Annotated in this window: 20 protein-coding genes; 1 reads left to right on the top strand and 19 read right to left on the bottom strand. The window is 44.3% G+C overall.

Annotation, left to right across the window (positions count from 1 at the left end):
* Positions 1-231: 231 nt before the first annotated feature.
* Complete coding sequence (locus AB4486_RS15940) at positions 232-1,611, top strand: PhoH family protein (RefSeq protein WP_017062953.1); 1,380 nt, start codon at positions 232-234, stop codon at positions 1,609-1,611.
* Positions 1,612-1,719: 108 nt separating this feature from the next.
* Here AB4486_RS15940 and tldD read toward each other — a convergent pair whose 3' ends face one another.
* The 19 genes from tldD to AB4486_RS15845 form a co-directional block, all read right to left on the bottom strand.
* A complete protein-coding gene (gene tldD / locus AB4486_RS15935; RefSeq protein ID WP_017061366.1) occupies positions 1,720-3,165 on the bottom strand; it encodes a metalloprotease TldD in 1,446 nt (481 codons plus the stop codon).
* A gap of 19 nt (positions 3,166-3,184) precedes the next feature.
* Positions 3,185-3,997, bottom strand: coding sequence for a carbon-nitrogen hydrolase family protein (locus tag AB4486_RS15930; protein WP_017061365.1), 813 nt, complete (start codon positions 3,995-3,997; stop codon positions 3,185-3,187).
* Between the two features lie 94 nt (positions 3,998-4,091).
* A complete protein-coding gene (locus AB4486_RS15925; protein WP_372117721.1) occupies positions 4,092-7,967 on the bottom strand; it encodes a YhdP family protein in 3,876 nt (1,291 codons plus the stop codon).
* A gap of 10 nt (positions 7,968-7,977) precedes the next feature.
* Positions 7,978-9,447 (bottom strand): ribonuclease G, encoded by a 1,470-nt coding sequence (rng, locus tag AB4486_RS15920; protein WP_017061363.1) that lies wholly within the window; start codon positions 9,445-9,447, stop codon positions 7,978-7,980.
* A gap of 20 nt (positions 9,448-9,467) precedes the next feature.
* Positions 9,468-10,091 carry a nucleoside triphosphate pyrophosphatase gene (locus AB4486_RS15915; RefSeq protein WP_372117718.1) on the bottom strand — a complete coding sequence of 208 codons (624 nt, stop codon included), beginning with the start codon at positions 10,089-10,091 and terminating at the stop codon, positions 9,468-9,470.
* Positions 10,092-10,098: 7 nt separating this feature from the next.
* Entirely contained in the window at positions 10,099-10,587 is a 489-nt protein-coding gene (mreD, locus tag AB4486_RS15910) for a rod shape-determining protein MreD (protein ID WP_017061361.1), read from the bottom strand.
* Entirely contained in the window at positions 10,577-11,464 is an 888-nt protein-coding gene (gene mreC / locus AB4486_RS15905) for a rod shape-determining protein MreC (protein WP_004735927.1), read from the bottom strand. Before mreC ends, mreD begins: the two co-directional genes overlap by 11 nt.
* A 94-nt stretch (positions 11,465-11,558) precedes the next feature.
* Positions 11,559-12,602, bottom strand: a complete 1,044-nt coding sequence (locus tag AB4486_RS15900; protein WP_017062957.1) for a rod shape-determining protein — start codon at positions 12,600-12,602, stop codon at positions 11,559-11,561.
* 240 nt (positions 12,603-12,842) lie between these two features.
* Positions 12,843-16,595 (bottom strand): DUF6701 domain-containing protein, encoded by a 3,753-nt coding sequence (locus AB4486_RS15895; protein ID WP_372117716.1) that lies wholly within the window; start codon positions 16,593-16,595, stop codon positions 12,843-12,845.
* Positions 16,585-17,010, bottom strand: a complete 426-nt coding sequence (locus AB4486_RS15890) for a hypothetical protein (protein WP_017061358.1) — start codon at positions 17,008-17,010, stop codon at positions 16,585-16,587. The genes AB4486_RS15895 and AB4486_RS15890 overlap by 11 nt, the downstream gene beginning before the upstream one ends.
* The gene (locus tag AB4486_RS15885) at positions 16,982-17,749 is read right to left on the bottom strand and encodes a PilW family protein (protein ID WP_017061357.1); all 768 of its coding nucleotides are present in this window, start codon (positions 17,747-17,749) and stop codon (positions 16,982-16,984) included. Before AB4486_RS15885 ends, AB4486_RS15890 begins: the two co-directional genes overlap by 29 nt.
* A complete protein-coding gene (locus tag AB4486_RS15880; RefSeq protein WP_017061356.1) occupies positions 17,749-18,354 on the bottom strand; it encodes a type II secretion system protein in 606 nt (201 codons plus the stop codon). The genes AB4486_RS15885 and AB4486_RS15880 overlap by 1 nt, the downstream gene beginning before the upstream one ends.
* Complete coding sequence (locus AB4486_RS15875) at positions 18,344-18,844, bottom strand: prepilin-type N-terminal cleavage/methylation domain-containing protein (RefSeq protein ID WP_372117711.1); 501 nt, start codon at positions 18,842-18,844, stop codon at positions 18,344-18,346. The genes AB4486_RS15880 and AB4486_RS15875 overlap by 11 nt, the downstream gene beginning before the upstream one ends.
* 143 nt (positions 18,845-18,987) lie before the next feature.
* Positions 18,988-19,533, bottom strand: coding sequence for a type II secretion system protein (locus tag AB4486_RS15870; RefSeq protein WP_017109353.1), 546 nt, complete (start codon positions 19,531-19,533; stop codon positions 18,988-18,990).
* 35 nt (positions 19,534-19,568) lie between these two features.
* Positions 19,569-20,144: a prepilin-type N-terminal cleavage/methylation domain-containing protein gene (locus tag AB4486_RS15865; RefSeq protein ID WP_102332739.1), complete on the bottom strand. Its 576-nt coding sequence runs from the start codon at positions 20,142-20,144 to the stop codon at positions 19,569-19,571.
* Positions 20,145-20,223: 79 nt separating this feature from the next.
* Positions 20,224-20,679: a hypothetical protein gene (locus AB4486_RS15860; protein WP_017068728.1), complete on the bottom strand. Its 456-nt coding sequence runs from the start codon at positions 20,677-20,679 to the stop codon at positions 20,224-20,226.
* Positions 20,680-20,682: 3 nt separating this feature from the next.
* Entirely contained in the window at positions 20,683-21,906 is a 1,224-nt protein-coding gene (locus tag AB4486_RS15855; RefSeq protein WP_017061351.1) for a type II secretion system F family protein, read from the bottom strand.
* Positions 21,907-21,918: 12 nt separating this feature from the next.
* Positions 21,919-23,643 carry a GspE/PulE family protein gene (locus tag AB4486_RS15850; protein WP_372117706.1) on the bottom strand — a complete coding sequence of 575 codons (1,725 nt, stop codon included), beginning with the start codon at positions 23,641-23,643 and terminating at the stop codon, positions 21,919-21,921.
* Entirely contained in the window at positions 23,633-24,808 is a 1,176-nt protein-coding gene (locus AB4486_RS15845) for a tetratricopeptide repeat protein (protein ID WP_372117703.1), read from the bottom strand. The genes AB4486_RS15850 and AB4486_RS15845 overlap by 11 nt, the downstream gene beginning before the upstream one ends.
* Position 24,809: the final 1 nt, after the last annotated feature.

The raw sequence follows: 24,809 nt of genomic DNA, 5'->3' as shown, positions 1-24,809 counted from the left end.
CTGTTTTCGCCAGTGCAATCAAACTGTCAAAAATTCATGGTTAATCTATAGGTAGCAGATTGCTGCTCTCAAACGAATACACCATATTCACTCGTAACGATATGGTGCTGTTCCTCTAGATGAAGTTTAGGTGAGTAGTTGACTATCACCAGAATCAGATACTAATCTTTATATGAGCTTTATCTACGTTCAATGAATGCAAGGCAAGCCGCACGTCGGCAAGGAGATGCTATGGGCGAGACCAACCGGAAGCTATTTGTTTTAGACACCAATATCCTACTTCACGAACCCTTCGCTATATTTTCTTTCCAAGAGCACGATGTCGTTATCCCCATGACAGTGCTAGAAGAACTCGACAGAATCAAAGACAGTAAAAGAGACGTTGCTCGAGATGCGAGAATTGCGATTCGAACGCTCGAAGACCTGTTCAGGGAAGCCACACCAGACCAAATATCGGAAGGCATCCCTTTTTCTAAAGACATAAATGCATCTGGCAGTATTTCAATACTCGCTGACTACGAACTTCAAGAAAGCATCAAAGCCTTTGCCGATGACAAGGCGGGCGATAACCGAATCCTCAACGCTGTCCTCTATCTTCAAAATAAACGCGCACCACGCGAAGTGGTTCTCATCACCAAAGACATCAATATGCGTTTACGAGCAAAAGGCGCCGGTGTACGTTTTGTTGAAGACTATCAAACTGACCAACTGATTGATGATATCCAATACCTCACCAAAGGCTTCCAACAACTGGAAGGCTCATTTTGGGATGGTATCGATAATGTCGAGAGCAGAAGTTTAGGCGGCAAGACGCTGCACACCTTAGCAAGAGCGCCGTTCGAGCCAACCTTCCTCAACCAATATGTGATTGACGAAGAAAGTGACTTTGCCGCTCGAGTCGAGGAGATTGAGCCGGAAAGCATTACCCTGAGAGACCTCAGCCGCGAAAGATTGATGAATCGCAGAGCATGGGACATCACACCAAAGAACGTCTATCAAGGCATGGCGATTGATGCGCTGCTCGACCCTGATATTGATCTTGTGATTCTCACTGGCGCCGCAGGTAGTGGTAAAACGCTGCTCGCCATGGCTGCTGCACTTGAGCAAACCATTGAGCGTAAACAGTTCGATAAGATCATCGTAACCCGAAACACGCCCGACATTGGTGAGTCGATTGGTTTCCTCCCTGGTACCGAAGAAGAGAAGATGCTGCCTTGGTTGGCTGCTGTGACCGATACACTGGAAGCGCTGCACAAGAACGATCACTGTACAGAAGGCTCGATGAAGTACATCTGTGACAAAGCCAACATCCAGTTCAAATCGATTAACTTCATGCGTGGCCGCTCGATTCAAAATGCCTTTGTGCTTTTGGATGAGTGTCAGAACCTCACCGCTTCACAGATAAAAACCATCATCACCCGTTGTGGTGAAGGTACTAAGATCGTCTGCTCAGGTAACTTAGCGCAGATAGATTCTTCTTACCTAACCCCTGTGACTTCAGGCTTAACCTACATGGTTGAGCGTTTTAAAAACTTCGAAGGCAGTGCCAACATCCACCTCAATGGTGTGGTGCGTAGCCGACTAGCTGAGTTTGCGGAAGAGAACATGTAGTGACTCTATACGCTCACTGAATCAGTAATCTAAAAACAAAAAGCGCCTCACATTGGAGGCGCTTTTCAATTTAATATTTTGAAGTAAGTCGGCAGAGGTTAGTCTGAATTACTCAGTACCACCAACGGTTAGCGAGTCTAGTTTCAATGTTGGTTGACCAACACCCACTGGCACACTTTGACCAGCCTTACCACACACACCCACACCACGGTCGATGCTTAGGTCGTTACCCACCATAGACACCTGCTGCATCGCTTCGATACCAGAACCGATTAGCGTCGCGCCTTTCACTGGGTGAGTGATCTTACCGTTTTCAATCATGTACGCTTCAGACGCTGAGAATACGAACTTACCTGATGTGATATCAACCTGACCGCCACCGAAGTTCGGTGCGTAGATACCTTTCTCAACCGTCGCGATGATCTCTTCCGGTGTGTGTTCGCCCGGTAGCATGTATGTATTCGTCATACGTGGCATTGGAAGATGCGCGTATGACTCACGACGACCATTACCTGTCGGTGCTACACCCATTAGACGAGCGTTCAGCTTATCTTGCATGTAACCTTTTAGGATGCCGTTTTCGATTAACGTATTGTACTGACCGTTAACACCTTCATCATCGACGTTCAATGAACCGCGTAGATCCGTTAATGTACCGTCATCGACAATCGTACATAGGCTTGAAGTTACTTGCTCACCAACTTTGCCAGAGAATACTGACGACTCTTTACGGTTGAAGTCGCCTTCTAAACCGTGGCCTACCGCTTCATGCAGCAGAACGCCCGGCCAACCAGAACCAAGAACCACAGGCATGGCACCAGCAGGCGCTGCAACCGCTTCAAGGTTAACTAATGCTTGGCGAATCGCTTCATCCGCAAATTGGTAAGCAACTTGAGTGCCTTTGTCATCACTTAAGAAGAAGTCGTAACCAAAACGGCCACCACCACCAGCGCTACCACGCTCACGACGATCACCCTTCTGTGCAAGTACGCTAATAGACAAGCGAACCAGCGGACGAATATCACCAGCGTAAGTGCCATCAGTCGCAGCAACCAGCATCTGCTCATGCACACCACTTAAACTCACCGATACTTCAGTCACCATCGGCTCTTTAGTGCGAATGTAAGCATCTAATGATTTTAGTAATTCTGTTTTCTGCTGTTTTTCCCAACTCGCAAGCGGGTTAACTGCATCATAGTAAGCTTGATTAGAGTTGCGTTTGAACGCTTGAACCTTGCCGTTTTGACCTTGTTTAGCAATACCACGAGCCGCAATTGCGCTCTGCTTAAGACCATCCAATTGGATTTGGTCAGAGTAAGCAAAACCAGTCTTTTCACCAGATACTGCACGAACGCCAACACCGCAATCGATATTGAAAGAGCCGTCTTTAATAATGCTGTCTTCTAGCACTAAAGATTCGTGCCAGCTTGACTGAAAGTAGATATCAGCATAATCAATTTGGCGGGTAGCAATACTCGCCAATGTATCTGCGATATTTTGCTCCGTAAGCCCTGTCGGGTTCAGTAGCGCTTCTTCAATTTGATTAATGCTCATAGATGGCTCTTGTTTGTAATTAAAATTGATTGGTAAATCGAGAGTGTTGCGCGATGGGCATATTTTGCCTAATGGACTCGCAACTGGATGTGTCTATCTCAACCACCATACTTTTAGGATCTTGGTCTAACTGTGCGACCACTCGTCCCCATGGATCAACCACCATTGAGTGTCCCCATGTTTCTCTTTGGCAAGGGTGTTTTCCGCCTTGACCTACCGCGACAATCCACGACTGTGTTTCAACCGCGCGGCATCTTAATAGTACTTCCCAGTGCGCTTGACCCGTTACCGCTGTAAAAGCCGCAGGCACCACAATGATTTGTGCCCCTTGCTTACGTAACTCTGAATACAAGTGTGGAAAGCGCACATCATAACAAATACTCAAACCTAAGCGACCAAAAGGCGTTTCCGCTGTCACAACTTGGTTGCCCGGAGTGAAAATATCCGACTCTCGATAGCACTTATGGGCGTCAGCGACATCCACATCAAACATGTGTAGCTTGTCGTAATGAGCAACGAGGCAACCAAAATCATCAATCACCAAGGTGGTGGTCGTCACTCCGTTAGTTGTGCTTATCGGCATACTGCCAATGACGATCCAAATTCTGTGAAGCTTTGCTAGCTCAGAGATTTTCTTTTGCAGTGGGCCATCATTAAAAGGCTCAGCACACTGGTGATAGTCGGCTTTACTGCCAAAAACTAACGCGTTTTCAGGGCAAACAACCCACTTAGCCCCCAACTCTTTGCACTTTGCAACTTCTTGAGCAAGGTACTCAAAGTTCAATTCAGGGCTGGGGCCAGATGTCATTTGAATCAACCCAACACAATCCATGTGTATCGCTCCTCCATTCATTATGATTCAGAAATCAGCATTTCACCGTATATTCGCTGACTCGGGCATAAGGTCTTTTCGGCTAATTTAAGGCCTATTCGGCTAATTTTCTCAGCTTCTCTGGCAGCTGAAACTCGCCAGAGCTACGAGAAAGTTCGCTCACCGTTGGTGAATCCAATGGTCCTTTCACCGAATAATTTACTTGGGTAAAGACTTCCACAACTGGCGAGATAACCGTGGTCACCGCCAATACGTACAGCGCCGTTTGAGGGGTTACCGCAAAGGCCGTTAATACGGGAATACCCGAGGTAATATCTGGGGTAAAGTTCACCTCAGCATCAACCTGACGCGTGTTGAGGTTAGCGATACCTTTGATTTTCATCTCACCTGCGACCGCATCCATGTTCAGATCATTGGTCAGGAAGATACCATTTTGAATCTCGCCCGTTCCGGTGATGCTGTTGAAGGCCATACCTTTATCAAACACATCTGAGAAATCGAGCTGCATCTTACGGATGATCGAATCTAGGCTAAACAGGCCAAGTAATCGAGCTGCGCCGCTCACATCCGAGATAATGCCTTTACCAAACTTGGTTTTAACGTTGCCATCAAGGGTATCCATTTTGATTCCCCAAGGCGAACCATCCCAATTTAGTTGACCTTCCAACGCGAATGGCGCTTTTTGAATCCCGGAAGTAATACCAAAGCGCTCCATGAGCTCGCTGTTGTTTTCACCTTCAACATCAACGGTTAACGATGAATGACTCTTGTCACCTTGCAGTTCCCACCAGCCACTCACATCCGCTTTGTTACCGCCGCTTCGCACCTGGATTTTGTTCCACTCGATACGATCTTCGTTCCTCGTCATTTCAACATCGACCTTACCCACCTTGTAGCCTTGCAGCCAAAAGTCGTTCAGCGTCAGGGTCAGGTTTGGCATCGCATCGTGGATCTCTCTATCCAATTTGGATATCAATGGCGCAGCTTGTTCTTTACGTTGCAGCAGTTGCTGATCTTGGTTGTTCTTATCACTCCACTCAGGAACAAACAGATGCAGACGATCCAGTGAAACTGTCAAATCATAAGGAGGCAGGTAGTTAATATCCCCTTCTAGCTCTTGGCTAGACACTTCCATTTGCCACGCCTGTTTGTTCTTACTAGCACTAAAATCGACGTCATTCCAAGAGATACCACCCAAGATCAGCTCTTTACTCTCAAAGGTAATACGGCTTGGCGCAGGTATGGTTGGCGTGTTCATTTGACTAAGTACAGCCGTTGAAGGCTTTACCGGTTCCATTACAACCGATAACCAATCATCGGCATTGAATTTGTCTGTACGAATCAGGGCGTGATGGCCCACCACCGGGCTAATTTTGTAGCCACCGCGACCAAGCACTAAGTTGGTCGCCGTTAACTCAGGCACGTCGCCTGTGATATCAATCTCAGCTTGGTACTTGGTGTTTGGCAATTGCAGGCGCGCGGTAATCGTCTCTTGGTTACCCGATGCCTGTAGCCTTGCAGAGCCACTTTCTAGTGATTTTTTCGCCAATGGATATGGGTAATCACTCGCCAAGTATTTTAGGTCTGACTGTAAGTCTAGTTGGTAGGTAAAGCCGATATCATTCAGCTGGATATCAATCTGGCTTTGCCATTGCGCATGACCTGATAAGCGGCTTAACCATTGCTCACCGATGTAAGGTTCTAGAGGCTTGACGTCCCAATCACCTAACACATCAATATCAACTGCATAGCCAGGACCATCATTAAGGCCCTTAAAATCAAGCGAGATACCTTGGTTAAGCAGATCCGCAGCGAGGCCATTTGCCGTCACTACGTCATTATCAAATTCAATTCGACCCGTGGTGTTCTCGAGCACCATTGGCGGCGCTTCAATCTCAACATGGTTGCCACTTAAGTCGGCGTAACCCCATGCTCTTGCTTCTTTTTCAGAATCAAACGGAATATTCAGCTGGAACTCAGAAGAGACATCACCACTCACTTGAAGTGCGGTTAAGGCTGCGCCTACCGAGCCCACCAGTGGCGAAGACGTCATGTAATCGCGTACTGCGTTGCCAGACGCCGTCGCTTTAGCTTCAATTTCAATATGGCCGCCTTCCCCTAAATAAGGAATGCGTCCTGTGATTCGATCTGCCGTCACATCCATCAGTTGAGCTGAGCGAGAATCCAGATGCATCGCATCATTTTCAAACAACAGATCAAGCTGAAGATCAGTAATCAGTGGCCACGCGGTATCAAAGCTGAATTTCGCATCTTCTAAGCCAACCCAAACCTGGAAAATACCATCGTGGTTAGTGTATGGATATTGAGACAAATCACCATGCCACAACAGTTTTACGGTATCCGCTTTACCGGCTTGAATCGCAGTTGAAAGGTAGTCTGTTAGATCTTGCCCAAGAGCCAGTGTAGGTAAGTAGCGCCATGTTTCACCGACATTGTAAGCGTCCGCTTCGCCGTAGAAGGATAAAAACGGGCTCGCATCTTTTGGGAAGTCTAAGCGGAATGCGCCTAGTACTTGTAAATCGGGGGTGGCAGCTGTGATTTTGTCTGACCACAGCTTCCAGCCGTTTTCATCTTGCTGCCAAACAATATCAACCTGACCTTGTTTGATATTCAAAGGCGCTTGGAATACGTCACCATAAGGGAACACATCGTCAATAACATGCAGGCTAGCTTTCGCTTCCGAGGCCGAACCAAACACACTACCAGACACTTGGCTAAAGCCTGGGACTAGTTCCCACTGCTCGATAGCAAGATCAGAAAAACTGGCTGAATAACGTAAACTGTCAATTCCCGAACCCATGGAAACACGGATATCAGAAACAGAGCCGCCCGGCGCCAATACGTTAATCATTTTGGTTGATTGTTCAGAGTCAGGCAGCAGCTTAATCAACGGAGTAATAGTCGCAATATCCAGCTCAGAAATGTTGAGTTGCCATGGACCTTGATTCCACTTGAACGCTACGTCGAGTTCCGGCCAAGGTGTGTCATCCGTTCTAAGGTTTAGTGAGTGACCATTTACTTGCCAACCATCATCAGTCGGCGACAACTTAAAGACACCGGACTCAAGCATGAGGTCATGCTCGCCATCTTCGTTCCACGCCAGTTCTGAGGGTAAAACCTCAACATAAGCGCTCACTGGCTTGCTATTTCGCAGCGTAAGCCAGCTATTCAAGCTCACAGTACCCGTTTCAATGCCGGATTCCGCCTGCATATAATGCGTAAGCCATGGCTTAACAGAAATGCTGTCGGCACTGACATAAAACTCACCAGTCACATCAGTCAGTGACCCACCATCAATAAAGTTAGCACTCACTGACAGAGAGTTTAGATTGGCATCTTTGATACTCACCACACCTTCAGCAAGGTGATGTTTGTCTAAATTTTGCCATTTTAAGGTTTCTATATCGAGCTGACGTTCTTCACCCGAAACAGAGTGATAAAGAATAGAAGAATCTTTTGCAGTTACATCGACGAGTGTTTTTAGCAGTAAATTATCGAGCTCTTGTATCACTCGCTTGGAAGACTCGGGATCTGTAGGTTCGTCTTTGCCATTTTGTCCGGCAAACAGATCAATTGAGCGGATATCAAGATACATTTGATTCATGACTAGATCGGCCACAACCGGGCGCATCTGCACGAGCGATTGAATCAAGTCAAACTCGACTTCAACACGCTCAACAGAGAAGGTCACATCTTCTGCATTGGGGAGGCTAGCTTTAACGCCTTGCAGAGCAATAGAGGGGTGAGTGTTACGCCAAAAACCGCCCACATCTTGAATCGAAAAATCAAAACCGGAGTGTTGGTTTACCCAAAGCTCAATTTCAGATTGATACTTGTTTAAATTGGGCAAGGCTACACGCAGTGTAGTAACGGCAATGGCTAGCGTTACTAAGAGAGTAACCACTAACCATAAACATGCACGTAGAATCAGAGTAACGCTTGAGCTCACAAAATTTCCATTACATCATAACAACATCAAACTGCTCTTGTATGTACAGAGGCTCAGCCTGGATTTTAACTTGCTTACCAATAAAGACTTCAAGCTCCGCAAGCGCATGAGATTCATCGCCCTCTAACGCCTCAGCTACGGCAGCTGCCGCATAGACCACAAATTTATCGGCGTCGTACGCACGATTCACTCGCGTGATCTCTCGAAGAATTTCATAACAAACGGTTTCAACTGTCTTCACACTGCCGCGGCCTTCACAAGCAGGACAGCTCGAACATAGGATATGCTCAATACTTTCACGAGTACGTTTACGAGTCATCTCAACCAACCCAAGCTGCGTGAAGCCATTAATATTGGTTTTCACACGGTCTTTGTCGAGCGCAGCCTCTAAAGAAGTTAGTACTCGCTTACGATGTTCCTCAGACAACATATCAATAAAGTCGATAATGATGATGCCACCTAAGTTACGTAGACGCAGCTGACGAGCAATCGCTTGAGTCGCTTCTACATTGGTGTTGAAAATCGTCTCTTCTAGATTACGGCGACCAACAAACGCGCCAGTGTTGATATCAACCGTGGTCATCGCTTCAGTTTGGTCAATAATCAAATATCCACCAGACTTTAATTCGACTTTACGATCCAATGAACGCTGAATTTCGTTCTCGGTATCGTACATATCAAAGATAGGTTTATCACCTTCATACAGCTCAAGCTTGTCTGTCAGCTCTGGCACGTATTCAGAGGTAAACTCTTTTAGGTTTTCATATTCTAGACGAGAATCGACCTGAATCTTGCTCAGCTCAGTACCGACGAAGTCACGTAAGATACGTTGGCTTAAGCAAAGCTCACCATACAAACGAGTACGCGCCTTGTGCTTACCACGACGCTCTAATACTTTTAGCCATAATCGCTTCAAGAATGCGGCATCTTGTGCCAACTCATTTGAATCTGCACCTTCTGCTGCTGTGCGGATGATGAAGCCACCGTGTTCGTCACAGTAACGAGACACGACTTTTTTAAGACGGTTACGTTCAGACTCGCTGTCGATACGTTGAGATACACCAACATGACTTGCGCCCGGCATAAATACCAGATAACGAGACGGTAGAGTGATATCAGTGGTTAAGCGAGCACCTTTAGTACCAAGAGGGTCTTTGACCACTTGCACCACAATGTCTTGCCCTTGACGGACAAGCTCTGAAATATCACGAACCTGAAATTGTTTCTTTTCGTTTTCAGCGACACATTCAGTGTGTGGGACAATATCAGAGGCGTGTAAAAAAGCTGCTTTCTCAAGGCCTATATCCACAAAAGCCGCCTGCATTCCCGGAAGAACACGGCTTACACGTCCTTTATAGATATTTCCTACGATACCGCGTCGAGCATCTCGTTCGACATGGATCTCTTGAAGAGCCCCCCCTTCAATCATGGCCACACGAGTTTCACTCGGGGTCACGTTCAGCAACAATTCAGCACTCATGGTGCACCTCAGATTAGTAATTATAAGAATTCTTGCAGTAGCTGGTCCGTTTCAAATAAAGGTAAGCCGACAACGGCGTAATAACTCCCTTCGATTCGGGTGACAAAGCGTCCGCCCAAACCTTGGATCCCATAGCTACCGGCTTTATCGCATGGCTCCCCTGTTTGCCAGTATTGTTCTATTTCTATTTCACTGAGGGGTTTAAACCATACGTCGGTAATAATGATTTCTGTTCTTTGTTTTTCTTCTGAAACCACAGAAACCGCCGTCATCACTTGGTGACGTTCATTCGCTAACTGAGTAAGCATGCGCTTAGAGTCAGCAAAATCGGTGGGTTTCTCAAGCACTTGCCCTTGGCTTACGACGACTGTATCAGAACCAAGAACGACTATATCAGAGCCATGATCTACAGTATCAGAACTAGGAACGACATGCTGCCTTTCAGAAGGGGTATCTTTCAATAAAGACAACGCAGCTAAAGCTTTATCTAAAGATAGTCGCTTAACATATTCTTCGGCGGTTTCTTGAGCGTGTTTACACTCTTCAACATCGGTTACGAGGACAGAAAACTCATAACCGAGTTGAGATAGCAATTCTTTGCGGCGTGGAGAGCCGGATGCCAAAACTAAATGTTTCTTTTCCATCGTCACGCTACCTCACATGCCAATGACGACGCACGCGTCTCATTAATAAAAACATCCAAGGCCAAAGTATACAGTTTATCAATGCGCTCCATAACGATAACGGATTGAAAACAACATCTTGGATCAAATATTCACCAAAGAAGATCAACACCTCAAACAAGACCGTTAACGCGGCAATGATCATCGCTTGCTGCCATAACGCCATGTTACGAATGACGAGGAAGTTCATCGCAATAATGTACATCACTATTGCCATCATCATGCCTCGAATACCCAGAGTAGAGCCGATCAAAAGGTCCCACAATAAGCCTAAAATCAAAGCACTACCCACGTTAACACGATGCGGTAGAGCCAAAACCCAGTAACACGTAACCAGCAGTAACCAAGATGGTCTAAATAAATCTAAGCTACCAGGCCAAGGGATCGTCTGCAGAATCAGTGCTATTAAAAATGAGCAGAAAATTACTACCTTGCTTCTCAAAACGCTATTGGCCATCTTCGCCCTCTAACAATGCTTGTTCTATGCTCGATTGATCCGCTTGCATCTGTTTGTTTTCATCAGGCCATACAAGCAGCAGGTATCTGAGCTTATCGAACTCAACCACAGGCTCTGCTTTAATCACAGCGAACTCACGTTTCGGGTCGTAATCAACGGCCGTAACATAGGCGACTGGATAACCTTCTGGATATACCCCACCAAGACCTGATGTCACCAACAGATCTTCTTCTTGTATATCGGTACTGGTTGGAATGTGCTCTAGCTGGATCTCATCAATCATGCCATTGCCCGAAGCAATCACACGGATGTCATTACGAATAACCTGAACAGGAATCGCATTGTTTGCATCAGTGAGTAGTAATACACGACTATTATGAGCAGCAACGAAAGTGACTTGGCCGACAATGCCTTTTTCGTTGATCACCGGCTGACCTTCATACACCCCATCAATCTGACCTTTGTCGATCACGACTTGATGGCGATATGGTGAAGTGTCTACCGCCATAACTTCTGTGACGACTTTCTTCTCATCACGGATAAACGGCGAGCCTAACAGCTTACGAAGGCGCTTGTTTTCTTCTTGATATTGCTCAAGCAGAATCAGCTCGCTCTTCAGACGCAAGACTTCTCGTTTAATATTATGGTTAGATTCAATTAACCCTTTGCGAGTGCTAAAACGGTCGTAAACACCATCGAACATAGTGCGAGGCAAGTTGGCTGCATATTGAATAGGCGCAACCATGCTGTTTAATAGATAGCGAACATTTGAGAAAGCATCTAAACGACTATCAGCCAGCATAAGGCTGGCTGATAAAATTACAGCAAAAAACAGGCGCAATTGTAGAGAGGGACCTCTACCAAAAATTGGCTTCATTCTATATTTGGTCCTAGAGCTACATTTGATCCTATAGACAAGGTCCTAGGCTCTTTACATAAAACTAGATAAGAAAAGAGCCTAACACTAGATATTATTCTTCGCTGAACAGATCGCCGCCGTGCATGTCGATCATCTCTAGAGCTTTACCGCCACCTAGAGCAACACACGTTAATGGCTCTTCTGCAACAACAACAGGGATACCTGTTTCTTCTGTTAACAGGCGATCAAGGTCTTTAAGCAGTGCACCACCACCTGTTAGTACCATACCGTTTTCTGAGATATCAGAAGCCAGCTCTGGTGGACACTGTTCAAGTGCAACCATGACTGCAGATACGATGCCAGATAGAGGTTCTTGAAGTGCTTCAAGGATTTCGTTTGAGTTTAGGCTAAAGCTACGAGGCACACCTTCAGCAAGGTTACGACCACGTACTTCGATCTCTTCGACTTCATCGCCAGGGTAAGCTGAACCGATTTCGTGTTTGATCTTCTCTGCTGTCGCTTCACCGATCAAGCTGCCGTAGTTACGACGAACGTAGTTGATGATCGCTTCATCAAAACGGTCACCACCAATGCGAACAGAAGACGAGTAAACCACACCGTTCAGTGAGATAACCGCAACTTCAGTAGTACCACCACCGATATCAACAACCATTGAACCTGTTGGCTCAGAGACACGTAGGCCAGCACCAATCGCAGCAGCCATAGGCTCATCGATTAGGTAAACCTCACGAGCACCAGCACCTAACGCTGATTCACGGATAGCACGACGCTCAACCTGTGTTGAACCACAAGGTACACAAACCAAAACACGAGGACTTGGTTTAAGCACACTGTTGTCATGCACTTGTTTGATGAAGTGCTGAAGCATTTTTTCCGTTACGTAGAAATCAGCAATTACGCCATCTTTCATTGGACGGATCGCTGAAATGTTACCAGGCGTACGACCAAGCATTTGCTTAGCAGCGTGGCCAACAGCAGCGACACTCTTTGCAGAACCCGCACGATCTTGGCGAATAGCTACAACTGAAGGCTCATCAAGAACAATGCCTTGGCCTTTTACATAAATAAGGGTATTGGCTGTACCTAAATCAATCGATAGGTCGTTTGAAAACATGCCACGAAGTTTTTTAAACATATTCTTCGCTCATCCTGCAAGAATTAGAAGACAAAAATTGCACTAAATGTACCAATGCCTTGCTGTTACGGCAAGGCATTGAAGTGCAAACATGGACTGAAACCCGCAATTTCTTACAGATTCCTAACTTAAGGGGCAAAAATTATATTATTACTGACCTGTTAAGCCACTTTCACCTCGGTAGATCACACGATCGTTACCGCGGTAGATACCGAATATACGTAACACTAATAGGTGGTACTAGTTTTGTTCACTCCACCAAATCACTCGATCACTCCCCCTATACAAACCAAAACGAACTTCGTACGATATAGTATCGTCAAAAATACCATCTTGGTTATAATCGTTTCTCAACCACGGAAACAACTCAAATCCAAGCGTACTTTCTAGAGATCCTCGATTCCCCTCACCAGGCGCACTGTAAGATATATATCCCTGGCCATACTGAAGAATAGGCGTCGACTCTATGGTGGCAGCGGTAACACCACCTCCAACGGGTAGAGCACTTGAGTCATTACCAACATCAAAGCTCAAATCCACAACCGAAAAGTCACTGCAAGAGTCACTGGTATTCGTTTTAAAGCTTAAACCGTCAAAATAGTAGCTTGTTACAGCGGATTGCACCCTTGAGGTTTCAGGGCCAAAAGTATCTGCTAGATCTAGGTATCCCCAACGTTGACGTTGTGAATCTGAAACTGAAAAATCAAAACCGGAGCAAGAAGAACTTCCATTCGTTTGATAACAAACACCATCAAGATCTTTTGTGTCATTAACAGCTAAACGAACGACAACCCCTTCATTGATTGGTCCTAAGGAGGTTAGCGGTTTCACATAAGCTATTTGAGCCTCTTCTAAGCTTGCCAATTGAAGGTTAGATTCAAAAGTGACTTGTCCCGGCCAAGCAAAACCTTGGGTTTTAACAACTTTACTGGAATCGGTATCAATAATTGACAATGTTGAACTTTCTGCCCAGAAAGTTCTAAAGTCCCAAGGATTAGCATATCGCCACCAACCGTCAATTTTATAATTGATCGTTTCTTGCTCTCCGTTACTGCCCACGTTATCAAACGACCGTCCAGTAACCGTTAATTCAGGTAAGCGACTAAACTCCATCGCTTGTCCTAAATACGTAAATGTTGAACAAGCTTCAGTAAAACTCGGTGTGTTGCCATTCAGATGAAGATAATAAGGTGTAAACCGCCCCACAGAACCAGTTTGTGCACCTTGAACTGTAAATGAGTTGCTGCCTAAGTAGGAAGGTAACTCTTCAACTAAAAAGTTAAAAATACCCACTTCAGAAACACTTTGAGCGACAGAGTTAACCCCAGAACTAATTGCGGTATGACTGTAAGAAATATTACCAAGTAAACCAGGTTCTGTACCGGTAACTACTGGAGCCTTAAGTTCATGACTCAAAGAAATATCTTGTGAGCTAAAGTTAGGAGTAACTACTCCAGTATCGCCGGAAGCCCAAATATTTAATGTAAAAGCCTCACCGGCTTTCGCAAAAACGGAGCAACTTAAATCTTCGGTTACACAGGAACCATTATTTCCAGCCGTATTTTTAGCTTGTATATTGAGCTGCTTAGGGAAGCTTACGAACTGGGTACTCCCTTGCATATCCAATCCAATTTCATCATCAGAACCTTCATACTGAGCATTAAGTTGTAACTTTCCTGCGTCAATATAACTAACATCAAACTCTGCTTCCCCATAATTATCAAAATCAACGGCAAATACTTTTGGGGAAGCGCTGTTCATTGCCAGATCTTTTTTAACACTGCCAACTTCTAAACCAATAATAGGACTACCAATAATGACAGAAGAATCGGGGGTAATGTACTTACCAAAGAATTCGATATTCTTTGAAGTGTTCTGGAAACTTGGTAAACACCTTTGAGCATCATCAGAGCTTTTGACCGCTTTAATATGACCAGTTACTGGCCTGTTCGCTATTTTGTCGGGTACATCTAAGACAAAACCACTACTAAAAAACTCAATGTTACAGTTGCCGCTTCCCAGACCACCTCCAGCACTCGAACATAATGTTTCCCCTCCTGGTTTGACCGCAGGATCAGAGTCAATAACGCCAATGCTCAAGTTACCCGCAGTATTCTTTCGAACTGAATATATTCCTGTACCGCTAGATAACTGAATTTGATTACCACCAACCCAACCTCCACCACCTGCTACATTTGCAGGAGATAAAGTGACATCAATATCTCCTGTCACCAGTTCTGAACAGGATTCATTAGCACATGCACGAACCGTCACTTCTTCAGCGTTGCACGTAAGTTCGCTACCTGAATGCTCAAACTCAAAGTGATCGATAGAATCACCTGGTACATATGAACATAAGTGCGCCTGGTTATATAATTGGAAAATTTGTTTATTCGTTAATGGCTGTTCAAAAATTTGAACTTCATCGATATAACCATGAAAAGCCCGCCCTGAAAAATTCTGGTCTTGGCCTATCTGTAAAGGCTTAGTATTATTTACTAGCTTTCGATTTGCATTTATTAAAAGTTCGCCCTGTTCCTCTCCATTAATAAATATGCTAGCCAGAGATTTATTATTACTATAATTTTCCGAGTCATATCTAAGCGTAATAAACGACCAACCATTTAATGGAATACTAACTTCACTTGTTAATGTTCTTGTTTGAGCATTTCCGTTCCCATTTTTGTTTTTATCTTGCCACCACCAGAATATTTTACCACTTGAGTTTAAGTGAAACTCATAGTTATTATCTTTCGATAAAATAGAATACAAACCGGATGTAGGGTAACGAACGGGCTTAACCCAGGCTGATATTGTGAAGTTTTTATCTATATTTAAAACATTATCATGTGGTATATTAATATATTGATTTGAATCATTATTAAAGCCTCCGAAACCACAAGTTCCAAGAGAATCAATAGTTGGGATCGCAGATAATTCAGATGCAGGCTCTGGTGTTGCTCCATTCACCGATTTACCATGTAATTGGTTACCAGAGCTATCTACTACCTCATTGTTCGAGCCATTCCATGTTGTTTCATCTAAATGATATAAGGCAATCGGATCGGGTAGTGCTTCTATCCCACACGCACTTTCTGGCACGGTTTTATACAAACAAGTACCATCAACCACCGTTCCATTACTGACATAAACCGTCCCCCAGTTAGGTTGCCCTGCTTTAACATCACCAATAACATAAGAGTCATCGAGTTCTACAGTTTCAGAAGAACTCGTAATGTCACCAGAGACTTGGGAGCCCTCGATAACAATTTTGTTTGTAGTTGAAATATTCCCTTCAACTTCAGAACTTTCAATAGTGATGGTTTCATTCGTGCTCGTTAGCTCACCAAACACGACCGACGCCTCCATTACAATTTTATTTGTAGTTGAAATATTCCCTTGAACTTCGGAACTTTCAATCGTTATAAGGGAATTTTTACTACTTATATCTCCATCTACCTCAGAATGGCTCAACTCCACCTCATTGCTCGCGGTAATGTTACCGGAGACTTTAGAGTCAGATATCTCTACCTCGTTGTTTTTAGAGTCAATAGCCCCCACAACATTGCTATTGTGGATTTCAATATCACCTCCAGTCTCAATAAAGCCCTCAACAGATACTGAATCAAAATCAACAGGTGTACTATTACCAACAAAGCTACCAAACAGCTCTGAAAGGTTGGTTGAGTAACTTTTCCACTCAAAATCACCATAACTCGCTTCTAGATCGATTGTGGCGGACGAATTTCCTACTTTGTTCTTGCCTTCAAATTGAAAGCCACCGTCTGCAATTAATACAGCATCAATATCAGATGAAAGAGTATCCCCTTTACCAAGCTTAACGATGCCATAATTACATTTATATTGGTTGCCGTTAACGGACCAGCTATTACTAGTACAAGTGGGACGGTTCACTTGAAGGACATAATCCGTAGCTAATGATGAAAAAGAGACGTTAAGTAGCACTAATATGAAAAAAAATCTAATTATCATCTCGAATACCAACCTCTACTATTCGTTGTAAAACCAAGCTTCCAACCGAACAACTTCCTTTCGAGATTAGTTGATATACATTGATACCGTTGTCTAAAACTCCAATAGACTGACAACTGACTTCCGCCCCACATTGAGCTAGCCCTTCACCTGAAAAGCTTATGCTTTGGGTGGTAGAAGCATGACAACTACCTTCTGTCGTGGTTTGATAAAATCGGCTAATGTCTATTTGTGCACCAGATCGCGCGGCCATTTCAGCCCGAGTACCAATCAGGCTTGAAATTAATTGATCACTGTTACGTTCTTGATTTTGATTGGCAACCATAGCAACCGAAGCCATAACCACTAGTATGAATATAACTAGGATTAAACCACTCCCCGATTGTTTACGGGGCATTATAGATAAGGGCATCATGGACAAATTGAATTTCCTCTCCTTTATCAGCAAACAACATTTCAAGTCTAATTAGCCCATTTCTTTGCAATTCATGTGCTAAGTTTTGAAAATCTGCGTTTTTTACATTTTCAGCCATTAATACGCCATTGCCTAATGCTTCTGGAGAGAGTAATGAGCGAGACAAGGCGTAATTAGCATAACGAAAAATACTAGAATTGACGTGACAATAAGCTACGGGAGAAAGATAAAAATAAAGGCGTTTACCTGGAGAGCTAATCTCAAAACCTGTAGTTTGCGTTAACTCAACGTCAACCATCACTGCAGCAGAGGTATTAAAGTCAACATTCTCTTTTACCTCTGCAATTTGACCTTCTGTCGTTGGATCAAGACGCATCGTATTCGGGTCGTTAGGGTAAACAATAACTCGCTCCCCTTGAGAAATGCTTTTGTCTATTGGCAATATTCGTATCACTGCTGATTTTGCCTCTGGTGCCGGAAGTTCTTGATAAATCGCACTATTGATAATCGGCAAAAATTCAATACAATCATTTTCAATCAAAATACTGTTAGGGACGGCTTCTCTTAATTCTCGAGTCATTCGCTCCGTGACAAATTTACCTTGTTGTATCAAAGCTTCACGAGCGGTGCTATCAACATAAATCCCCATACCCTGTTGAATAACATTTCCCAAAAATAGACCTACAATAGAAAGCAGAAGAATAGTAATAATCATCTCTATCAGTGTAAAACCACGCATTAGAAATTCCCTTTAATCGCAGAAAAAGGATAGCGATTACCCTGAGAGTCAATAATCACAACTTCAACCCTCTTGTAGTGCGTTCGGATAATAGATGGCTTTCCAGACATCATCACCGTATCGTCATTAACAACAGCAGTATCATAAAACACATCGATTTCGACATTGAAATTGCGATAACCCGCATCACTGAGATCGCTATCAAGAACATCTTCAACACGTCCTCTTAAACCATGAAAATCATCAACATCATTAGCTAAGCTCTTTACCAAGTTACCATTAGCGTCAGTTTCTCCGATGTCAGGTCCCAAATCATTGGGTAACGTGCACAGTTGTTGAGCTGGGGTTGAAATTGTTGAGACTGCACATTCAGGCACTCCTCCGTTCACGCCTGAAAATTGGTCGTACCCGCGCCCCATTACTTCATCAAGTACTGAGCGACCAAGATCAGCAGCTTTAACTGATGTTATTTGTTCTGCGGTCTGAATTGAACGCGGGTACAAAGACGCGGTAAGTCCAGCTAAAGCAAAACCAATAAGGGTAATCACAACGATCATTTCTATTAGGGAAAAGCCTTGGGGGCGGATTTTTTGTTTAGCATCCATAGATATACCCTTCAGTATTAATACACACTGAAATTGAATCATCATTAACAGTCGAAGAGATCTCAAGCTGACAATTCGACACTAAACATTGCTGAGATCGGCCTAATCTATCAAAATCAAGGTACGAAACATTGGTATCAGTTTGTAGCTTAAAGGCCACTTTATTCTGTGTTCCGTCAACAAAGCTGGAATCCGTAACGTCAGAAGGGAATGCCTCAGAACAAATATCTTCAGTACTAGAAGGAGATACTTGAATAGCTTGAGTCTGGCTTGGATTTAACAGCCAACGGTTACAATAACCAGCACGATTCATCGCACGATTTTGAACTAATCGCAATGATGCTAATACTTCGCTTTGAACAAGGTAGGTTGAAAAGGAAGAGGAGCTCACATAACGGCTAGATGCAAACAAGGAAACAATACCAATCAATATAATAACGACAATCAGCTCGACAAGAGTAAAGCCTTTAGATATACGGCAGTTATCCATAATGAGCCTCTGACCACCTAACAAATATTGATTATACAAGATAATGAAAATTACGTTCTTATGTATATGAATAGTTTTGATATTTATGCGCTATAGATAGAAAAAAGGCCAGCAATGCTGGCCCCAAAAACTAACAATTAAACTTAACAGGCATCTGTTACAGCTTCTGAGAAAGCTTCAGTCGTTGCATTTTCTGCTTCAACATAAATTACAAAACAACCTGTAGTATTCGCTGGCGTAGTTACGTCGTATACAAAACCATTATTCGCTTGCAAAGGGTCAGTACCTATAAATGAGTAAGCAACAGCATCTGGTACAACTCCTGTTTCAGTCACATTTACAAGAACCCAATCGTTACCGGGTAAACCAGTTACAGCATCTTCAATACCACGATCTAATGCACCAATTGCTACCGCTGTAGGGTAACCAAAGTTAGTGGCAACACCATTTGTAATAGGTGTTGTTGCTGCATCAGCTGTTTTTGTGTCAGTCTCTTCACCCTCAATTGCAGAACCACCATATACAATGCCCAAAGCTCCAGCCATTGCGCCATTAAGCCCCTGCAATGATGCTCCACGAGCATCACCTTGCAGATTTAGGAAACGTGGTGCCGCAGTTACAGCAAGAATACCTAGAATAACAATTACAACCACTAGTTCGATTAGGGTGAAACCGCCTTGTCTTTTCATAGTTAAGCTCTCTCTATGTTTAATTTTACGCAGACTTACTGCAAAGTTACGGTCACACGACCAGTTTTAATTTCGTAAACAAATTCATGCTCGGTACTACCTTCTAATTGAACGTAAGTACAGGTTGCATCACCAGAATTTGCTTGCGCTGAATACTTGTAGTTTGAGTCGTTCGCTACATCTGAAACCGCACCTACTTTAGGTGGATTTTGCAGCAAGTTTTCCATCAACTCAGAACATGTTTGGTCTGAAATATCTTGTGGAGCAGTGCTCGAATTATTGTTCAGAGTCCACGGATAGCCATCACGAAAGTCGGTCTCGACGTTGTTACTGTTTTTTGATCTTGTTAACCAAAAATCAACACCATCATAGTTTACAGTATTGTATGTTTCAACACCTATCTTCTCTGACGGCCTTGCTTCCGCTTCCCATTGTGCTCTTGCTGACAAAACAGCCGTTGCAAAGCCACCAGCGACACCTTCAATACTGGATTTCTTGGCTTCATCCGTCACATCAAGAAAACGAGGCAACGCAGCGACCGCCAATAAACCAACAACTACGATCACTATCACTAATTCGACAAGGGAGAAACCCTTTTGATTCTTAAGCATTTTCTACCTACTCATCTAATTATTAACGCGCATTATACATTCGCGCACGTATAAAACCATACTAAAACTGTCAATATTTTCACAAAGCCAAAATATTGGCTTTTACACTAAACCTTTCTCTTTCAAGTAATATATCTACCTGATATTTATCAGTATAATGATAACTACAGTGAAAGTGTCTGTTGTCACTTTTATCTTCAACTCTTGGAGAGCTTAGCCCTAAAATACTCCCTTGAGGATATAATTGATCCAGCCAATAATTACAGTCTCGCTCCGTACCTTGGATAGGCATTACCCACCCAGTTCTGCTGTAGATCTTTGGGGGTTCCGAGCCTTCTTCTTGCCCAGCACCCGATAACAAATACTGCTGTTTGAACAAATTGGCTTGCTCTAAAATCCGCTTGCTCGCGACGATAAATGCCGTGTTAGTCGCTTCTTCTTCTACCGTTTTGAATGCCGAAAGCACACCGACAATAAGAAAAAGAATAACCACTGTCCAAATAACAAAACGTGAGCGTTGTAAGTTATTTAGCATTCCCTAGCCTTTGATCGCATCCAACATTCCCCACATCGGCAAGAAGATACCTAGCGCCAAAATCAGCACCATGCCTGCAACGATGGTTAACAAAATGGGTTCAATTCTGGCGGTTAAGGTTTTCAGATCGTAATCGACTTCGCGGTCATAAAAATCAGCCACTTCAAGTAATAGCTCATCAATACGACCCGTCTCTTCACCGACGGAGATCATTTGTATCACGAGCGGTGTGAAAATTTCGCTGTTAATCGCGGTCGACGAAACCGTACTACCGGCTTCAATGGCCGATTTCATGGCTTGAACTCGCAACTCTAGAAAACGGTTATCTAAAGCTTCCGCCGAAAGCGCTAGCGACTGGTTCAGTGGAACACCCGCTTTAAGCATCAAAGCAAAAGTACGCGAGAAGCGTGACAACAGTGCTCGATTCACTACCCCGCCAATGACCGGCATTTTTAAGCGTAATCGATCCCACTTTTCCAAGCCTTTGTCTGTCTTCACCCAAGCTTTAAAAGCGAAGATAAGACCAAAGATCACTCCAAGCATTAAGCCCCAGTAATTCACAAAGAACTCAGACATACCAATCAAGATACGAGTAGGCAGCGGCAAGTCGACACCAAAGCGCGCAAACATGCTTGAGAACTGTGGAATAACCTTGATGTTAAGAATGAACATTGCAATCAAGATAAAACTGATCACGAATGTTGGGTAACGCATCGCAGTCTTAATTCGTTTGCGAGTCTCAACTTCTTGTTCGTAATATCCAGCTAATTGCAGTAAAGCCTGATCTAGACGGCCTGTGTTTTCACCAACGCCAATCATCGAGACAAACAACGGACTGAATACCTTTGGGTGCATCTGCATTGACGCCGCTAAGCCGCGACCATTGGTTAGCTCAGCAACCACCTCTTCCAAGGCGGCTTTCAGCTGCTTATTTTCGCAGTTTTGAGTGAGGCCTTTCATCGATCTTAATAGTGGTACACCCGCTTTGGTTAGGCTGTATAACTGTCGACAAAACAGAACCAACACCTCTAACGGTACACTCGGAAAGAACAGACTCGATACATCCATATCTAAGACTGAACCACCACTTTTGCCCAGTTTGATAGAGGTTGGAATGATCCCTTTACTCATCAAGCTTTCAGCAGCAAGATCTTCGTTATTCGCGTCTAATTGCCCACTTACTTGACTACCATCAGAGCTGCGACCTACATAACGATACGTTGGCATATCATTCTACCCCTACAGATAAATTGGGTCAGTGGCACCGGACGCATCACCTTCGCCAAGATGCATTATCTCATCAAGACTCACGACACCTTGCAGAGCCAATTCCATCGCAGAAGCCAATAACGGTTTATAGTTTTCAGACTGTCTCGCCTTTTGAGCAAAACCTACCGCATCATTAGCTCTCAGTGCATCCATCATGTTTTGCTCTAGCTCCAACATTTCAAATACACCAATTCGCCCGCGGTAACCGGTTAAGTTACAGTTCTGGCAACCACGGCCTTTCATAAACGGCACACCTACTTGGTTAGGGAAACGGACGCTCAGCCATTGCTTGCGAGGTTCATCTAACTCATCCTCAACCTTACAATCTGTACACACTTTACGAACTAATCGCTGTGCGACTACTGCTCGAACAGCGCTCGCGACCAAGTAACCCGGAGCACCCATATCCATCATACGCAACGCGCTGTCTACCGCATCATTGGTATGTAACGTACTTAATACTAAGTGGCCGGTCAGTGCAGCTCTCAAGCCTATCTCAACGGTTTCGTGGTCACGCATCTCACCGATAAGAATAATATCGGGATCCTGACGTAGAAAGGTTCTCAAGATAGTAGAGAAATCGAGATTGATCTTAGGGTTTACCTGAACTTGATTCACACGAGGTAGGCGGTATTCCACCGGGTCTTCCGCAGTAATGATCTTTTTACCCGGTTCGTTTAATTCACTTAACGCGCCGTATAAGGTTGTTGTTTTACCTGAGCCGGTTGGGCCGGTAACCAAAATCATGCCATGTGGACGGCGCAATTGTTGACGCAGACGAACCAACAGATCACTCGGTATGCCCGACTCTTCTAGTTTACGTAGGCCCGCTGATTGGTTAAGAAGACGCATAACCACTGATTCACCGTGCTGTACCGGCATGGTCGACATACGAATATCAACCGACTGACCTTTAGCTCGGATATTAAATCGGCCGTCTTGAGGAAGACGTTTCTCTGAAATATCGAGGTTTGCCATCAGCTTCAAGCGCAGTACAAGTGCTGAAGCAATATTCACTTCATTCAGCAATGTTTCATGCAGCACACCATCAATACGCTGACGAAGACGCAATACGTTTGAATCTGGCTCGATATGGATATCCGAAGCACCAACCTGAATAGCATCTTCAAATAGTGAGTTGATCAGCTTAACGACGGTAACTTCATCACTGTCTTCTTCAGCGATATCGAAATCAAAAGCATCATTAACTTGGTGTTCAGCGTGAAGTTGCTCAGCAAACGAGGCAATCTCTTTGGTTCTTCGATAATAGCGATCGAAGCCATCAACCAATTGCCTTTCTTGAGCAACAACGAATTCAAGCGCGTAATCGCCGAGCTGACCAAGCAAAGACTCTTGGGCAAACAGATCCGCAGGGTCACTCATTGCAACACGCAAAGTGTCACCTTGGCGTCCAATAACCAATGCACGAAGGCGACGAGCATGTACTTCGGGTAAAAGCTGTACTGCTCCAACATCGACAACGGCTCGGCTTAAATCAATAAGAGGAATCGCTAACTGCTGCGACAAAAAGCTCAGCATTTGCTGTTCTGACAAGAAGCCAAGCTCAATTAGCGCATCACCCAGCTTACGCCCAGTACTTTTCTGAGCGGCCAGTGCTTGTTCAACTTGAGCCTCAGTGATAATGCCTTCTTCGACAAGCAAATCACCAAGTCTTTTTCTTAATCTAATTTGCATCGCCGCTCTCCTCTAAAGCATTGAGTATTTTTAACCGGTCACGCACAAAGCTTTGTGATTGAGATGAGATACCGACTCTAGTCAACGCACCTTGATATGATTGTTTTGCTGCAGCGAAGTCTAACTGGCGTTCTTGCTGAATCGCTAAGCCCAACCACCAGCGAGCATTATCTGAATCGACCTCAACCAACTTTTGGTAACTTTCCAATGCCACTTCTTCTTGCTGACTCTTTTGACTCAAGGCCGCACGCATCGCCAAATAATTTTGGGTAGGGTTCGGTGGTAAATGTATTAACGGACTTAAAGCCGCTTCTGATTGATTCGCTTTTACCAGCAGTTTTGATAACCCTAAACGCAGTTTTTCACTGTTGATGTTGAGCTTAATTCCAGACTGATAAAGCTCATAGGCTTTGCGAGTATCGCCTTTACCAAAATAGAGAATCGCAAGTTTCTGACGGACATCTTCATTTCGTGGCGTGTAGCGTAGAGCTTCAGTGTAGCCCTTCAACGCACCAGTAAGATCGTTCGCATCAAGCGCTTTCTGAGCTCGACCTTGTGCATTCACAGATAGCTGTTCCGGAGTTAACTCAACCTGTTCGATCAACATTCCGCTATTTTCTGAATCACCAGAGGCTACAGGCTCATTAGAGATAGACGCAGGATCTTTTTTGGCCACACTAGCAACGTAAACTGGTTGGGGGATGTCAGTCCTAATCGTTTTAGGCGTGCTTAGAGGTTTAGCCGGTGTTTGTTGTTTTGTCGCTTTTGGGGCAGACATAACAACTGATTCGGAAACACTAGGCTTAGATTGAGCGCTTTTTGCCATCGCAGTGTTTTCTGTTGAAAGGATCGCAGAGTCTAGTGTCACCAATTTCTTAGTTGGCGATGAGATAGGTTGAGCAACTTCCTGAATGCCATTTGAATCATCAACGACAGAGACTTGAACCTGTAAATCTCGAGTTGAGATTGACTGCTCAACAATAGACTGATCAATCACAGGGCCTTGCGATATCGCCCAGCCGCCCATCGCTAAACTCAAAGTAAAACCCGCAACAACCCAAACTAGGGGGGAACGCGTTTTTACTTTAGGTACGACTGCCGCTTCAATCGAAGTCGCTGATTTTTTCTTTGCCAATTCAGACAAGGCGTTGTTAATGACGCTCATA

It is taken from the genome of Vibrio sp. 10N.222.55.C6, assembly GCF_041473395.1.
In the GTDB taxonomy this organism is placed as follows: domain Bacteria; phylum Pseudomonadota; class Gammaproteobacteria; order Enterobacterales; family Vibrionaceae; genus Vibrio; species Vibrio crassostreae_C.
The sequence above is the reverse complement of the archived record's forward strand: the minus strand, read 5'-3'. Positions and strand labels throughout refer to the sequence as shown.